Below are 15423 nucleotides of genomic sequence, written 5' to 3' on the forward strand. Positions count from 1 at the left end.
GCTAACAGATAAAATGCGTTCTAGTTCTCTTTCTCGTTGTCCGCAGCCATTCAGGAGGTATCGCGCAGCAATATGATCTCCAGTCTGTCATTACGCAAAGCCATCGGATCACGGTTGATCGGCTCGCGGTCGGCATGGCCGGTAACGCGCTCGATCCTTTTGGCCCCGATCCCGCGATCTTCGAGCAAGACACGCATTTGCGTTGCGCGTGTCTGTGATAGCGACCACACCGGATTGTCGATCAACACCAACGGTTGTGCGCGTACATGCCCGCCGACCGCGATCGGATTCGTGACTGTCTTGCTCATACCCGAAATCAGGATGGCCAGATCCTTGAGCACTTGGGTCGGCGTTTCCGTATTTCCCTCGAATATCGGCAACCCGTCTATAGAGAACACCTCGATCACCAGTCCTTCGTCGGTAATGCGGGTATTGATATGCTTAAGGGCGTTTTCCAGGACCTGAGATTCCCCACCGAACCCCTGCAACATGGCGTCTAGGCTTTCAAACGCCTGATCCTCGGCCAGTCTTTCTTCCGCCGAAGGATCGCTGCCGGTACTGCCGCGCGCCTTGTCTTCAGCCGCGGCGCGGTTTGCCGACGCACCGGTGCCGCTCTTGGGTAGCGTCATTTCCGAGAAAATAGTCTCACCGCCCAACGCACCGCTGCCTCCGCCCGAGATGCGGTTGATCGGGATCGTCGGCGAAAAATAATCCGCGAGTCCTTTGCGTTGTTGTTCAGTCGTCGCGTTCAATAGCCACATCAACATGAAAAAAGCCATCATCGCGGTTACGAAATCCGCATAGGCGACTTTCCAGGCACCACCGTGGTGCCCGCCGCCCTTGATTATTTTCTTCCGTCGAATGATGACTGGCGCGGCATTTGCATGCGCACTCATATCCACCACCTCTTATTCACCCGACACCATCTTTATCGCGGCGCATCTTAGCAAACCGCTAACGTGTACAGACGTGGTGAGCAGAAGGTTAAGCTTGCATTCATCTCTTGTTTGGGACGAGAACGAGCCATGGAGCAGCAGATCACAGACAGCCGATACTCATGGATCCGCCTTGGCCTTACGCTGTTGGTGGCGACGGTGATCAATGCCGGTATGTGGGCAATCATCGTAATCATGCCTGCCGTTGAATCAGAGTTTGCGGCAACGCGCGCGATGTCGGCGTTGCCCTATACACTGACGATGATCGGGTTTGCCCTTGGCAATTACCTCTTGGGCCGGGCGGTTGACCGCTTCGGCATGACAACATCTTTGATCTTCGCGGCTGTGGTCACAGCGGCAGGTTACGGGCTTGCGACGCTGTCTTCCTCCCTCATCATGCTATCGTTCGCGCAGCTGATCGTCGGCCTGGCTTCGGCGGTGGGCTTTGGGCCGCTCATCGCCGACATCTCCCACTGGTTTGTCCGCCGGCGTGGCATCGCCGTAGCGATCACCGCGTCGGGCAACTATCTGTCAGGCGCGATTTGGCCCATCCTGCTGGCCAACGTGCTGCAGGACAGCGGTTGGCGGATGGTCTATCTGGTAATGGCGGCGGTGACGCTGGGCGTTGTGATCCCGCTCGCGGTCACGCTGCGGCGCAGGGTGCCGGCAGAGGCCCAGGAGGCCGCACATATAGCTTCGACCCTCAACGCGAAATCCGCCGGACTTTCGCCGCGCGCTCTTCAATACCTGCTCGGCATCGCCGGAATCGGCTGCTGTGTCGCAATGTCGATGCCGCAGGTTCATATCGTGGCACTTTGTGTCGGCCTCGGGTTCGGCCCTGCCGTCGGCGCACAGATGCTGGCGCTGATGTTGTTGGGTGGTGTCGGCTCGCGGGTAGTATCGGGGCTGCTCGCCGACAGGCTGGGTGGGGTGCGCACATTGCTCATCGGATCAGTCCTGCAGACGATTGCGCTGTTTCTCTATCTTCCGGCAGGCGGGGTCGTCTCGCTCTATCTGGTAAGCCTCGTATTCGGACTGAGCCAAGGCGGGATTGTGCCGAGTTATGCTTTGATCGTGCGCGAATACATGCCCGCCCGCGAAGCCGGTGCGCGCGTCGGCTTCGTAATGATGGCGACCATTCTAGGCATGGCGCTGGGCGGTTGGCTCTCTGGTCTTATCTATGACCTCAGCGGATCTTACCGGCTGGCCTTCATCAACGGAATCGTCTGGAATGCGATGAACGTCGCAATCATCCTGTGGCTCTGGTCGCGCAGCCGCCCGCGCCCCGGTGTCATGGTGCCCGCGACGGCCTGAGTTCTACCACTTGCGCCGCTTCGCCAGCGCCATCTGTTTTTGCCGCTCGCGAAAGCGGTTCTTGTCGTCTTCCGACGTTTCATCCACGCAGTTGTGACAGCTCACGCCAGCCTCATACCCGTCGCGCGTGGTATCTTCGGGCAGGATCGGACGGCGGCAGCCGTGGCACAGAAGATGCGGACCGGGTTTCAACCCGTGTTCAACGCTGACACGGTTGTCGAACACGAAACATGCACCGGTCCAGCTGCTCTGATCTTGCGGCACTTCTTCGAGATATTTCAGAATTCCGCCCTTGAGGTGGTAGACATCCTCGACCCCCTGCCCGAGCAAGTAATTTGTTGATTTCTCACAGCGAATCCCGCCGGTGCAGAACATCGCGATTCGCTTGTTGTGGAAACGGTGCCGGTTCGCCTCCCACCACGCCGGAAATTCGCCGAAACTGCTGGTTTGCGGATCAATGGCACCATCGAATGTCCCGATGGCGACTTCATAATCGTTGCGGGTGTCGATCACGGCAACGTCGTCCTGTGCGATCAAAGCGTTCCAATCCTGTGCATCGACATAATGCCCCGTCCCGGCAAGCGGATCGACGTCTGGTTGTCCCATCGTCACGATCTCGCGCTTCAGCCGGACTTTCATTTTGCCGAAAGGCGGCCCCTCACTGTGCGATGTTTTCCATTCCAGGTCGGCGCAGCCGGGCAGAGTACGCAGATGCGCGACAACGGCCTCGACGGCTGCTGCCGACGGCCCGGCGATGGTGCCGTTGACACCTTCGCGCGCGAGCAGAAGAGATCCGGTGATCCCGTGCGCACGGCACAATGCCACCAGCGGCGGCTTGAGGGCTTCCGGATCGGGGAAGCGCGCAAAATGGTACAGGGCGGCGATAGTATACATGCAGGAGCAAATAGGACCGTGAGGGGCTGTTGCGCAAGAGGCGCGTAAGCTAAAACCGACGGAACGAAGCTTTTGCGGAAACGAGGATTTGCCATGCACGCGCTTTTGGTCATCGACGTACAGAACGATTTCTGCCCCGGTGGTGCGCTCGCCGTGACGGGCGGTGACGAGATCGTCGCAGGCATTAACGCGCAGATGGGGCATTTCGATGCCGTTGTACTTACCCAGGACTGGCATCCCGGCGATCATTCATCATTCGCCTCCGTTCACGACGGCAAAGAGCCCTATGACATGATCGACATGCCCTACGGCGCGCAAGTGCTGTGGCCCGATCATTGCGTGCAAGGCAGTGAGGGGGCCGCGTTCCACCGGTTGCTGCATACCGACCGCGCCGATCTGATCATCCGCAAGGGGTACAACCCTGCGATCGACAGCTACTCGGCGTTCTTCGAGAATGACCACGAAACGCCCACGGGACTCGAAGGCTATTTCCGCACGCGCGGCATATCCGAAGTGACGCTGGTGGGCCTCGCGCTTGATTTCTGCGTCAATTTTTCTGCGGTGGACGCCGCGCAGCTGGGCTTCAAGGCTCATGTGCGCCGCGACCTGAGCCGTGCTATCGACCTGAACGGATCGCTGGACGAGGCAGAAAAGGCGATGACCGGTGCGGGAGTGAAGTTTGAATGAAATGCACCGGAACACTGCTCGCCGCAGCGGCGCACGACGACAGGAATAACGTACATGGTTGATATCGCCACCCGCGTCTGGAACCACAAATGGAAGATCGACCCCATTGTGCGGTCGCTCATCGACACCGACTTCTACAAGCTGCTGATGTGCCAGTCGATCTTTCGCAACAAACCGGACACACAGGTCACGTTCAGCCTGATCAACCGCTCGAAAGACGTTCCGCTGGCCGATCTGATCGACGAAGCCGAGTTGCGCGAGCAGCTGGATTATTGCCGCACGTTGAGCCTGAGCCGGGGCGAATCCACTTGGCTGCGCGGTAACACCTTCTACGGCAAGCGCCAGATGTTCCGCCCCGATTTTATGGAGTGGTTCGAAAAGATGCGCCTGCCCCCCTACCATCTTGAGCGCAAGGGCGATCAGTACGAATTGACGTTCGAGGGCAAGTGGCACGAGGTCATGCTGTGGGAAATTCCGGCGCTGGCCATTCTGATGGAACTGCGTGGGCGTGCGGTGCTCAACCCGATGGGCAAATTCGAGCTTCAGGTGCTTTACGCCCGTGCGATGACCCGCGTTTGGGAAAAGATCGAAGCCCTGCGAGAGATCCCCGATGTCTCCATCGCGGATTTCGGCACGCGACGGCGGCACAGTTTTCTGTGGCAGGATTGGTGTGTGCAGGCCATGCACGAGGGGCTGGGCGACAAATTCACCGGCACCTCCAACTGCAAGATCGCGATGAAGCGCGAACTTGAGGCGATCGGCACCAATGCGCACGAATTGCCCATGGTCTATGCGGCACTGGCCGAGACGGACGAAGAGCTGTTTCAGGCACCCTACAAGGTTCTCGAAGACTGGCACGAGGAGCACGAGGGGAATTTGCGGATCATTTTGCCCGATACCTACGGCACCCAGGGCTTCCTCGACAGCGCGCCCGATTGGCTTGCCGGTTGGACCGGCATCCGTATCGACAGTGGCGATCCGGCAACAGCCGCGCAAAACGCCATCGACTGGTGGAAAGCGCGCGGTGAGGATCCATCGAAAAAACGGATTATCTTCAGCGATGGTCTGGACGTTGCCAAGATCAAGGAACTGCATGGTCAGTTCGCGGGCAAGGTGCCGATCTCATTCGGTTGGGGCACACTTTTGACCAATGATTTCCGCGGTCTGGTGCCGAATGACGCGCTGGCGCCGTTCAGCCTTGTCTGCAAGGCCGTAAGCGCGAACGGACGACCGACGGTCAAGCTGTCGGACAACCCGAACAAGGCGATGGGCCCGGCAGACGAGATCGCCCGCTATAAGCGCGTGTTTGATGTGGGCGATCAGGTGGCGCAGAAGGTCATCGTCTGATCCGGTTCACCGCGCCGCGGACCTGCGGCGCGTCTGGATGCTGGTCCGTGTGAAGGCCGCGATGAAGATCGCGGTGAGGATCAGGATAATCGTCGGCGCCGGCGCGCTGTCGATATAAAAGCTGACGTAGACCCCCAAGAACCCCGACAGCATCGTCACTCCCACTGCCACCGGCAACATCTGGGAAAATTGACGGGTAAGCAGGAACGCGATCGCCCCCGGCGCGATCAACAGGCCGATGGACAGGATGATGCCCACCGCCGACAGGGTCGCGACGATGGTAAGCGAAATCATCGCGAGCAATCCGTAATGCAACCAGCCGACCCGAAGCCCGACCGCCTGTGCCTGCACCGGATCGAACGCGTGCAGCATCAAATCGCGCCGCTTTGTCAGCACGACCACAGCCACAAGCAGTGCGATCAGCCCCGCCGTCCACAGGTCGCCCGCACCGACGCCCAGCATATTGCCGAAGAGGATATGATCAAGGTGAACGTCCGTCGAGATCTTGGTATAAAGCACGATGCCGAAACCGAACATGCCGGAAAATACGATCCCCATCACGGTATCCTGTTTGATGCGGCTGTTTTCAGAGAGAAATCCAGTGCTCAGCGCACAGAACATGCCTGCGCAAAACGCCCCGACGATCAACGGAAACCCCATCAGGTAGGCTAGCACGACCCCCGGAAGGACGGCGTGACTAATGGCGTCGCCCATCAGCGACCAGCCCTTGAGCACCAGATAGCATGACAGCAGGCTCGTCGGGACCGCCAGGATCGCCATCATTAAAAAGGCGTTGTTCATGAACGCGAACTGGAACGGTTGAAGCAGCGTATCCATCAGCGGCCCTCCAGCGCGGCAGCGGCCTTGCGGCGCGCGGCGAGATACCCATGTTTGGGTGCGAAGAAGAACACGGCAAGGAAGATCGCGGTCTGGAGCGAGACGATCAATCCGCCCGTTGCACCGTCGACGAAAAAGCTGAGATACGCGCCGAAAAAGCTGGTGAGCGAACCGATCGCAACGCTCAGCATCAGTAGACGCGGGAAACGGTCGGTCAGCAGATAGGCCGTAGCGCCCGGTGTTACGACCATCGCGATAACCAGAAACGCGCCGACCGTTTGGAGCGCCGCAACGCAGGACGCCGACAACAGCGTAAAGAACACGACTTTCAGAAGATCGGGCCGCAGCCCAATGGAACGCGCGTGGTTTTCATCAAAGAAGGTGACCATCAGGTCTTTCCACTTGGCCATCAGCACGGCCAGTGTCACGAAACCGATGATCGCCAGCTGCAGTGTGTCCTCCGGTGTGATGGCAAGGATATTGCCCATCGTGATCGTCTGCACAGAAACGGACGTGGGCGACAACGACACCATGAACAACCCCAGCCCGAAGAACGAGGTAAAGATCAGACCGATGATCGTGTCTTCCTTCAGCCCCGATCGCTGGTTGAGAAACAGCATCGCACCGGCCGCCAGTCCACCGGCGGCAAAGGCCCCCAACGCGAACGGCAACCCTAACATATAAGCCCCCGCGACGCCCGGCACGATGGAATGGCTCAACGCGTCGCCGATCAGTGACCAACCCTTGAGCATCAGATACGCCGACAGAAATGCACATACGGCGCCGACAAGTGCGCTGACCCACATCGCGTTGAACATGTAACCGTAGGAAAACGGCAAAAGCAGCGTGTCGATCACTTTTCCTTTTCCTTTTCTTTCTGCGATTCTTCGCCGTACACGACGAAAGGGCGCTCGTCGTCGGTGATCACCCTGATCAGCCGCGAATCGTCATCATCGTGCAGATCCGCTCCGCCAAGAACAAAGTGTCGGAGGACGCCGCCAAACGCGACTTCGAGGTTGTCATGGGTAAACGTCGTTTCGGTCGGGCCATAGGCAAGCACGGTTTCCTTCACCAGAACCGTGCGGTCGCAGAATTCCGGTACCGAACCGAGGTTATGTGTAGAAACCAGCATCACGCGACCCTCATCGCGCATTTCACGCAGCAAATCGATAATCGCATCCTCGGTCTGCACATCGACGCCGGTAAAGGGCTCGTCGAGCAAAATCACTTGCCCCTCCTGTGCCAGCGCCCGGGCGAGGAACACCCGCTTGCGCTGCCCACCGGAAAGCTCGCCAATCTGACGGTGGCGAAACTCCAGCATGTTGACCCGGCTCAGTGCCTCGGTCACCGCATCGTGGTCGGCCTTCTTGGGGTGGCGGAAAAAGCCCATGTGGCCGTAGCGGCCCATCATTACCACGTCTTCCACCAGTACCGGAAAAGACCAATCCACCTCTTCGGACTGCGGAACGTAGGCCACAATGTTCTTGGCCAAGGCTTCCTTTACCGGCATTCCCATCACGGTGATCTCGCCGCGCGCAGCCGGAACAAACCCCATGATCGCCTTGAACAGGGTCGATTTCCCGGCGCCGTTTACCCCGACAAGCGCCGTGATGGTGCCCTGCGGCACCTCAAAGCTGGCATCGCGTAGCGCCGTATGCCCGTTGCGATATGTGACAGTGACGTCACGCGCTGAAATGCCCGACGCGGTGTTCATCGGGTCAATCCGGCAGCGACGGTTTGCGTGGTGACGCGCAACAGGTCGAGATAGGTGGGCACCGGCCCGTCCGCTTCTGTCAGACTGTCGACGTACAGCATTCCGCCATAGGCGGCGCCAGTCTCGCGCGCGACCTGTTTTGCCGGCGCCTGATTGACGGTGGATTCGCAGAAGACCACCGGCACCTCGTTCTCGCGTACCGTGTCGATCACGCGGCGCACCTGCTGCGGCGTACCCTGGCTGTCGGCGTTGGTAGGCCAGAGGTACAATTCCTTCATCCCGAAATCGCGGGTGAGGTATCCGAACGCCCCTTCGCAGGACACCAGCCATCGTTGTGCCTCCGGCACCGCCTGAATCTGCGCGCGCAACGGTTCAATCGTCTCGGCAATCCGCTGTTTGTAGGCTTCGGCATTGGCGGCATAGATGTCGGCGTTCGCGGGATCATGGGTCACAAACGCATCGCGGATGTTGTCGACATAGATCAGCGCGGAGCTCAGGCTCATCCATGCGTGGGGGTTCGGCTTGCCGTCATACTCGCCCCCCGAAATGCTGATCGGGTCGATGCCCTCGCTCAAGGTGACAGACGGAATGTCGCTGAGATTGCCGAAAAACTGTTCGAACCACAGTTCGAGGTTAAGACCGTTCCACAGTATCAGATCCGCATCCTGCGCGCGAATGATGTCGCGCGGAGTGGGCGCGTATCCGTGTATTTCCGCGCCCGGCTTTGTGATGCTTTGCACGATGGCCGCATCACCCGCCACGTTCTGGGCCATGTCCGCGATCACGGTGAACGTTGTAATCGCCTTGAACTTTTCCTGCGCCGTCGCGGCGGCGCCCGTTGCGGCAAGGCTGGCTGCGATGATCAGGGTTCTTGCGCTGGTCGCAAAACGGAACATGTCGGTTTCCTCGTGAAGTGCAGATTGAAAATGCTTATGAGAACCATTCACAACTGTAAATAAGAATGATAACGATTCTCAAAGATAAACTGTCGATGAGAATATAGGGCGCGGATTATGGGCGGCGAGAGTGACAGGACCGAAAAGATGAGCGCAGCACTGCGCAAGGCGGGAATACGTGTCACCCGACAGCGCATCGCGCTTTTGGGTGTGCTCGCCGACGCCGATGATCATCCGGATGCGGTCGAACTACATGATCGTGCGCGTGCGGTCGAACCTTCGGTTTCGCTGGCTACGGTGTACCGAACCCTGTCGGTTCTGGAAAGCGAAGGCGTGGTGCACCGTCACAGTTTCGAGGGCGGCGGCGCCCGGTTCGAGACGACGCACGAGGAACATCATGATCATATTCTGGATGTCGACAGCGGTGAGGTCATCGAGTTTCAATCAGACAAGATTGAACAGCTTCAGGACGAGATCGCGCGTGAACTGGGATATGAAGTCGTGCATCACCGGCTCGAACTATATTGCCGCAAGCGCAAAGGCTCCTAGCGAACGGCCCGCAGCCGCCGCTCGCGCCAGACTATGATCAGACCGCTGGCGATGATTAAAAGAGCGCCGGGGAACAATTCGGACCAGGGCGCTTCGTCGTAGAAGAACCATCCCAGGACGAACGCAAGCGGGATACCGAAACCGCCCATCGCCATGATCCATAATGCCGCATCATGAGCGCAGACTGACGCAATGACCAGCGCCAGCGCGCCGACGCGATCATCAGGTGGGGATGGTATCTCGACATTCCTGCCGCTATCGCATAGCTGGCGCGACGGACGTTCGCGCATGAACTCGATACCACGCGCAACAGCGGTGCGCATGTGTCTATTATCGCAGCGAACGGCTTGAATGCCGCTGAGGGGTGCGCGCGATCATTTCGCCGCACGCTGTGGTGTGATACGAACTTTAACGGCAAGGGAAGCGGCGGAATGAGCGGGTCTGACGCAAGTGAAAGATACCCCGGTGCACTGCACCCGATGGTTTCTGGCGATGGATTGGTCGTTCGCCTGCGCCCCTACAACGGGAGGCTGCGCCGCGCGCAGGCCGACGGCATCGCTTCGCTTGCCGCCGCTCATGGCAATGGTTTTCTCGATCTGTCCAGTGGTGGGCACCTTCAGATCAGAGGCGTGCGGGAACAGAGCTATCGCGGCTTGATCGAAGGATTGCGCGCAATGGGGCTGGTGGACGCCACGCCCCGCATCGAACGGCTGCGCAATATCCTTGTCATGCCGTTCTGGCAGCCCGGCGACGAAACCGAGGCGCTGGCGGCGGAACTTACCCACGCACTTGTCAATGACGACGCGCCCGATCTGCCGGACGCGTTCGGTTTTGCCGTCGATACGGGCCGCAAGCCCGTCCTGCAAAGCGCCGACGCCGATATACGGCTGGAATGCGATGCGGGCGGTGGTCTTGTTCTGGTGGCTGATGGGATGACAACGGGCAAGCCGGTCTCCGAAAAAACGGCGGTATCCGAGGCGATGGCGTTGGCGCGCTGGTTTGCCGACAACCGCGGGCGGGCTCCCAAGATGAAATCGCTCATCGGTGCGGGGACGGCGCCACAGGGACACTTCGTGCCGCGCCAAACCAGCGACTATGTGCCCGCCCCCGGCGGGACACCCAACGGCGCGCTTCTCGGACTGGCATTCGGACAGATGGGGGTCGATACCCTGTCGAGTCTTGCGAAACACGGCGGTCTGCGGTTCACGCCGTGGCGGCTGATCCTTGTAGAGAGCGCGCGACAACTGCCGCAAATCGATGGTTTGATCAGTGATCCGTCGCACCCTCTTCTGCGCATCACCGCCTGTGCGGGCGCACCGCATTGCCCGCGGGCGCTGAATGAGACACGAAGCGTTGGCCATCGCCTCGCACCGGATCTGGGGTCGATCCAGACGGTTCACATTTCCGGTTGCGCGTTGGGTTGCGCGCATCCCGGTCCTGCGCCGGTGACCATCACGGCGACGAAAACCGGATATGATATGATCAAAAACGGTACGGCTGCTGACACGCCTGTGCGAACCGGGCTTTCTCCATCGGATTTGAACAACGCCATCTGAACGTTTCCGGGCTTGCACGATCCAAGGCTGGACAGTGCGACGGTAAACCGACAGCAATGATCAATCCGGGTCCACGCGCCCGCGGAGAGCCTTCACTTCGCCACGCACCTTCTTCTGTTTCAGTCGCCGCTTTTTCGAGCCGAGCGTCGGACGGGTAGCGATGCGGCGCTTGGGCGGGGTCAGAGCCGATATTATCAGATCCTTGAGCCGGTCGCGCACGATGTCGCGGTTACGGGCCTGGCTGCGCGTCTCGTCACACTGCAGGATCAGGGCACCGTCATTGGTCCAACGACGTCCCGCCAACCGCTTCAGCCGGGTCTTGACCGGAGGCGGCAGCGACGGTGAGGTCGCTGCCTCAAATCTCAGTTCGACGGCCGAGGATACCTTGTTTACGTTCTGGCCACCGGGGCCCGAAGCGCGCATGAAGCTTTCGGTCAGCTCCCAACCCTGAATGATGATCTTGTCGTTGATGTGCAACATGGATGAAATCATAGCGCGGAACCGCGTGAGGTGAAGAGACGTTTGCCTTTCACCGCAGATGATCAGTCCCGGCATTTGGTGGATCGGATTCAGGATGGATCGATCTGGCTGTGAAGTCCAGATTTTCCAGATGTATTCGTAGGGCGTGAGACCGTTGAGGGTCTTTGGCCTGCGTGCGAAGTTGTATGCGTCCATGAAGTCGGTGAGGTGCGTGCATGGGGTACCGCTTGAACTTCTGTCGCTTCGGCTAGTCCACTGCCCGGCAACACGTGCCTGCATGTGTGAGAGGGACCATCGACATCTGGCAAGCGAGAGATGCCATGCCTTTGAAAGCACCGATGTAGTACCGACCGGGTCAGATGGCGGATCGACGGTCGAAGGGCATAGAGACAGCTGTCCAGCGGTAAGAGCGTGTGCTGTCGGAACCCCACGATCGTGGCGTCCTCTTCCTCGTTAAGCCGTTGAGCGCGGCTCCTTTGGACCGGTCTTCTGATCCCAAACCGCCCGGCGCTTGCGCCACTTGGCGACTGTCTTGGGATTGATGCCGCGTTCTTGGCTCAATTCCGAGAGCGAAGCTTGCGCCTCTCATCGTTTGCTTTGCAAACGACATCGACGCAGAACTCGGCCTCCCGTTGACCGGCGGGTGTTTGCCAGAAAACACCGAGAGGGGGCGTGTTCGAGATACGCCAGGCCAGAATCTTGCGGATGTGCCAGTCCATGACGGCCACCAGATACACAAAGCCACGGCGCATTGGCAGGTAGGTGATATCGGGGAAAAGCTTAAGTGCAGCTAAGGACCAGTTTATCAACAACGCATAGTTTATGATGAAACTTCGGGAAGGAAGGGTCAGGGCGGGAAATCAGCGATGGATACTGCTTATTTTTCGGGCTTTGAAACATATTTAATTTCGAAAACTAATGAGCCGTTCGTCTGGTATACTAAGCGGTAATTTTCAGACGACTCAATGTCCTTTGGCTGCTTCCATTCTCCGCACCGGCCTGCTGCAGTTCGCAAATTCTCCGATACAGTTCATGTCGTGTTCCGGTCTGAGATCAGAGCCGATGAACACAACTCTACATACGGTGGCGTATGCAGAAATCCGCAGCACTTCGGGTTAGCTTTTCTTCATCAGGTCGGGAATTCTTCGAGTTTCTGCAGAATAGGGCAGTCGGGTCGTCCATCCCCCGCACATTCCCGAACCAGGTGGGAAAGGGTATCGCGTATTGCTTGCAAATCACTGATCTTGCTTTCGATCTGTGCAAGATGTTCTTTCGCGATTGCCCGTACATCGGCGCTGGCACGGTCCTGATCGTCCCACAGCGCCAAAAGGTTGCGACAGTCCTCGATAGTGAATCCCAAGGCTCGCGCGCGTCCCAAAAACACCAGCTTGTGTACATCGGAGTCGCGAAAGCTACGGTAGCCGTTGGTATCCCGCAACGGCGAGATCAACCCGATATCTTCGTAATAGCGGATGGTTTTCGCTGGCAATTCCGCCTTTCTGGATACTTCACCGATGTTCATATAGCCCTCCTATTCCGCCGGTGCCGTGATCACGGGACGGCCCGCTGCATTTGCGTCCTTCTGCTCCGCAAGTGGCGCTGCGACGCGGCGCAATCGCAGCGCATTCGACAGTACGAAAACGCTCGACAACGCCATCGCGCCGGCAGCCAGTGCAGGTGAAAGCAGCAATCCAAAGATCGGATAGAAAATACCAGCGGCCACCGGGATCAGCAATCCGTTGTAACCGAACGCCCAGAACAGATTTTGCCGGATATTGCGGATGGTACGGCGGCTTACGTGCAGGGCATTGACCACGCCCTTCAGATCCCCGGACATCAAGACGACATCCGCCGCCTCAATCGCAACGTCCGTACCGGTCCCTATCGCGATGCCCACATCCGCCGCCGCCAACGCAGGCGCGTCATTGATGCCATCCCCGACAAAAGCAATCTTGCGTTCGCCGATCCTGAGCTTCTGGATCGCCTCCAGCTTTCCCTCCGGCAGAACTTCGGCGACGACGGTGCTGATGCCAAGCCGATGGGCGATGGCGTTTGCCGTGGCGTGGTTGTCGCCGGTTATCATCGCCACCTCCAAACCCATATCTTGCAGGGCCTCTATCGCCTCGGCCGTGGTGGTTTTGATCGGGTCCGATACGGCGATCACCGCAGCAAGCTCGCCATCGATGGCGGCATAGAGCGGTGTCTTGCCCGCCTGACCAAGGGTTGATGCGATCTCCTCGACTGCGCCAAGGTCAATGTCTTCGCGTATCATCAGGCGATCCGCGCCAACCAGAACATCGTGCCCATCGACCTTGGCGCGAACCCCGTACCCGGTGATGGACACAAAGTCCTCAGTGGACGCCAAAGCCAAATCGCTCTGCGTGGCGCGTCGGACGATAGCGGCAGAGATCGGATGCTCGGATTTCGCTTCGACAGACGCGACCAAACGCAATACCTGCGATTCATCGAACCCGTCCAATACCGTAAGATCGGTCAGCTCCGGCCGCCCCTCGGTCAGTGTTCCGGTCTTGTCGAGCGCCACCACATCGACATCGCTGAGCGATTGCAGCGCATCACCCTGTCGGAACAATACCCCAAGCTCTGCCGCGCGCCCGGTGCCAACCATGATCGACGTCGGCGTGGCGAGGCCCATGGCGCAAGGGCAGGCGATGATCAGAACAGCGACAGCCGCCACCAGCGCAAAGCCGAGCGCAAGGTCCGGGCCTAGCATTAACCATGTCAGAAATGTCAGCGCCGCGACGCCCATGACGGCCGGTACGAACCACATGGTGATGCGGTTCACGAGATCCTGAATCGGCAGTCTGGCCCCCTGCGCGTCCTCGACCATGCGGATGATCTGTGCCAGCATCGTGTCGGCGCCGACTTCGGTCGCGCGGAATGTCAGCGCGCCGGTACCGTTTACCGTGCCTCCGACAACGCGGCGGTCCGGAACTTTTTCTACTGGCACCGGTTCGCCTGTTATCATGCTTTCATCGACATAGGACGCGCCCTGCACGACGATCCCGTCTACCGCGATCTTTTCGCCGGGGCGCACCTGAACTAGGTCGCCTGAAACGATATCCTCGGCGGCAATTTCCATAATCCGGCCATCTCTTTCAACATGCGCTGATCTGGCACGCAGTCCGAGCAGCTTGGTGATTGCCTGACCGGTGCGCCCCTTTGCGCGCACCTCCAGATACCGACCCAACAAGATCAGTGTCACAATCACAGCCGCGGCTTCGAAATAGACAACGCGGGTTCCGGCGGGCAGCAGGAATGGCACGAACAGCGCCACGGTGGAAAACCCCCAAGCCGCCATCGATCCGAGGGCGACAAGCGAATTCATGTCCGGCGCGCCTTTGAAAAGGGCCGGAAACCCCTTCAGATAAAACTGGCGACCGGGGCCAGCCATGACAATTGTCGTCAAAACGAACTGAATGGTCCAACTCAGCTGCACTCCCAGCGAATCCATCACCCACGCGTGAACGGCAGGAATGGCATGGCCCCCCATTTCCAAAATGAAAACCGGAGCGGTCAGGACCGCCGCAATCAGGGTGTTCCGCCGCAACAGCGTTGCTTGCTGTGCCTTGCGATCCTCGGTCGCTTCGGCCTTGGACTGGTCCGAGATGGCACGCGCAGGGTATCCGGCGTCGGTTGCAGCCTGTGCAACCTGCGACGCCGACTGTCCGAGCGCCTCTACAACGGCTTCTTCGCTGGCGAGATTCACATTGACCGAAACGACACCAGCGGTGGTCGCCAGTGCCCGCTCAACCCGTCCGACGCAGGATGCACAGGACATGTTTTCCACTGCGAACCGGTACGTTTGCGTTTCAGCCGGGTACCCTGCAACCCTGAGAGCTTCGACGGCATCATTTACCGCAGATGGATCATCGACCTCGATCGTTGCGGTTTCCGCAGCCAGATTGACGCGCACCTGTTGCACAACCGGAAGGGCCGACAGAGCTTTTTCCACCCGACCTACACAGGATGCGCAGCTCATATTTTCCACACCGAACGTGAGGGAAGTTGTTCCAGTCATACCGACGCCTCGTGAATTACCATGCCGCCAACATGGGGGTTCCAGTTAATGGAAGGTCAATAGGCTTGCTGTCATTTTTTCGATACAGCAGATCATGGGTTATCCCCAGGAACTGCAGGCTGAAGTTCGCTAACGCTTTATGTCCCGGAACATGAAGGGAACGAACGTCTGCCCC

The 15423-nt window shown here is 59.1% G+C and carries 15 protein-coding genes and 1 pseudogene; 5 read left to right on the forward strand and 11 right to left on the reverse strand.

All coding sequences use genetic code 11. From position 1 onward, the window contains the following. Nucleotides 1-50: 50 nt before the first annotated feature. Nucleotides 51-896, reverse strand: a complete 846-nt coding sequence (locus Q1A06_RS10660) for a flagellar motor protein MotB (RefSeq protein ID WP_299562820.1) — start codon at nt 894-896, stop codon at nt 51-53. Nucleotides 897-1025: 129 nt separating this feature from the next. Here Q1A06_RS10660 and Q1A06_RS10665 point away from each other — a divergent pair, with 129 nt between their 5' ends. Beyond that, on the forward strand, nt 1026-2249 hold the full coding sequence (locus Q1A06_RS10665) for an MFS transporter (RefSeq protein WP_299562823.1): 1224 nt from the start codon (nt 1026-1028) through the stop codon (nt 2247-2249). Between the two features lie 3 nt (nt 2250-2252). Here the strand turns inward: Q1A06_RS10665 and Q1A06_RS10670 are convergent, their stop codons facing one another. Further along, a complete protein-coding gene (locus Q1A06_RS10670; protein ID WP_299562826.1) occupies nt 2253-3143 on the reverse strand; it encodes a rhodanese-related sulfurtransferase in 891 nt (296 codons plus the stop codon). A 93-nt stretch (nt 3144-3236) separates the two neighbouring features. On the opposite strand from Q1A06_RS10670, the gene pncA reads away from it, so the two are divergent. Both pncA and pncB read left to right on the forward strand, forming a co-directional pair. Then, nucleotides 3237-3830 (forward strand): bifunctional nicotinamidase/pyrazinamidase, encoded by a 594-nt coding sequence (pncA, locus tag Q1A06_RS10675; RefSeq protein WP_299562829.1) that lies wholly within the window; start codon nt 3237-3239, stop codon nt 3828-3830. Nucleotides 3831-3884: 54 nt separating this feature from the next. After that, nucleotides 3885-5177, forward strand: a complete 1293-nt coding sequence (pncB, locus tag Q1A06_RS10680; protein WP_299562832.1) for a nicotinate phosphoribosyltransferase — start codon at nt 3885-3887, stop codon at nt 5175-5177. 6 nt (nt 5178-5183) lie between these two features. Here the strand turns inward: pncB and Q1A06_RS10685 are convergent, their stop codons facing one another. From Q1A06_RS10685 to Q1A06_RS10700, 4 genes are read right to left on the reverse strand one after another with little or no spacing between them, the layout of a single operon-like run. After that, nucleotides 5184-6014 (reverse strand): metal ABC transporter permease, encoded by an 831-nt coding sequence (locus tag Q1A06_RS10685; protein WP_299562835.1) that lies wholly within the window; start codon nt 6012-6014, stop codon nt 5184-5186. Then, nucleotides 6014-6871, reverse strand: coding sequence for a metal ABC transporter permease (locus Q1A06_RS10690; protein WP_299562839.1), 858 nt, complete (start codon nt 6869-6871; stop codon nt 6014-6016). Before Q1A06_RS10690 ends, Q1A06_RS10685 begins: the two co-directional genes overlap by 1 nt. Then, the gene (locus Q1A06_RS10695) at nt 6868-7728 is read right to left on the reverse strand and encodes a manganese/iron ABC transporter ATP-binding protein (RefSeq protein ID WP_299562842.1); all 861 of its coding nucleotides are present in this window, start codon (nt 7726-7728) and stop codon (nt 6868-6870) included. The genes Q1A06_RS10690 and Q1A06_RS10695 overlap by 4 nt, the downstream gene beginning before the upstream one ends. Continuing rightward, entirely contained in the window at nt 7725-8624 is a 900-nt protein-coding gene (locus Q1A06_RS10700; protein WP_299562845.1) for a metal ABC transporter substrate-binding protein, read from the reverse strand. Before Q1A06_RS10700 ends, Q1A06_RS10695 begins: the two co-directional genes overlap by 4 nt. Before the next feature lie 147 nt (nt 8625-8771). On the opposite strand from Q1A06_RS10700, the gene Q1A06_RS10705 reads away from it, so the two are divergent. Further along, nucleotides 8772-9173 carry a Fur family transcriptional regulator gene (locus Q1A06_RS10705; protein WP_299562848.1) on the forward strand — a complete coding sequence of 134 codons (402 nt, stop codon included), beginning with the start codon at nt 8772-8774 and terminating at the stop codon, nt 9171-9173. On the opposite strand, the gene Q1A06_RS10710 is transcribed toward Q1A06_RS10705, so the two are convergent. Beyond that, nucleotides 9170-9496, reverse strand: a complete 327-nt coding sequence (locus Q1A06_RS10710) for a hypothetical protein (protein ID WP_299562851.1) — start codon at nt 9494-9496, stop codon at nt 9170-9172. The genes Q1A06_RS10705 and Q1A06_RS10710 overlap by 4 nt on opposite strands. Nucleotides 9497-9604: 108 nt before the next feature. Here Q1A06_RS10710 and Q1A06_RS10715 point away from each other — a divergent pair, with 108 nt between their 5' ends. Then, a complete protein-coding gene (locus Q1A06_RS10715) occupies nt 9605-10729 on the forward strand; it encodes a precorrin-3B synthase (protein WP_299562853.1) in 1125 nt (374 codons plus the stop codon). Between the two features lie 60 nt (nt 10730-10789). Here Q1A06_RS10715 and arfB read toward each other — a convergent pair whose 3' ends face one another. The 4 genes and pseudogenes from arfB to Q1A06_RS10735 all read right to left on the reverse strand — a co-directional run bounded on the left by arfB (nt 10790) and on the right by Q1A06_RS10735 (nt 15248). Then, a complete protein-coding gene (gene arfB, locus Q1A06_RS10720) occupies nt 10790-11209 on the reverse strand; it encodes an alternative ribosome rescue aminoacyl-tRNA hydrolase ArfB (RefSeq protein WP_299563307.1) in 420 nt (139 codons plus the stop codon). Nucleotides 11210-11272: 63 nt separating this feature from the next. Continuing rightward, nucleotides 11273-11791, reverse strand: a pseudogene (locus Q1A06_RS10725) (hypothetical protein); the annotation flags it as partial. A 547-nt stretch (nt 11792-12338) separates the two neighbouring features. Next, nucleotides 12339-12731 (reverse strand): Cu(I)-responsive transcriptional regulator, encoded by a 393-nt coding sequence (gene cueR, locus Q1A06_RS10730; RefSeq protein ID WP_299562855.1) that lies wholly within the window; start codon nt 12729-12731, stop codon nt 12339-12341. Between the two features lie 9 nt (nt 12732-12740). Beyond that, nucleotides 12741-15248, reverse strand: a complete 2508-nt coding sequence (locus Q1A06_RS10735) for a heavy metal translocating P-type ATPase (RefSeq protein ID WP_299562858.1) — start codon at nt 15246-15248, stop codon at nt 12741-12743. Nucleotides 15249-15423 lie beyond the last annotated feature (175 nt).

This window comes from uncultured Sulfitobacter sp. (assembly GCF_947497275.1).
Lineage (GTDB): Bacteria > Pseudomonadota > Alphaproteobacteria > Rhodobacterales > Rhodobacteraceae > Sulfitobacter.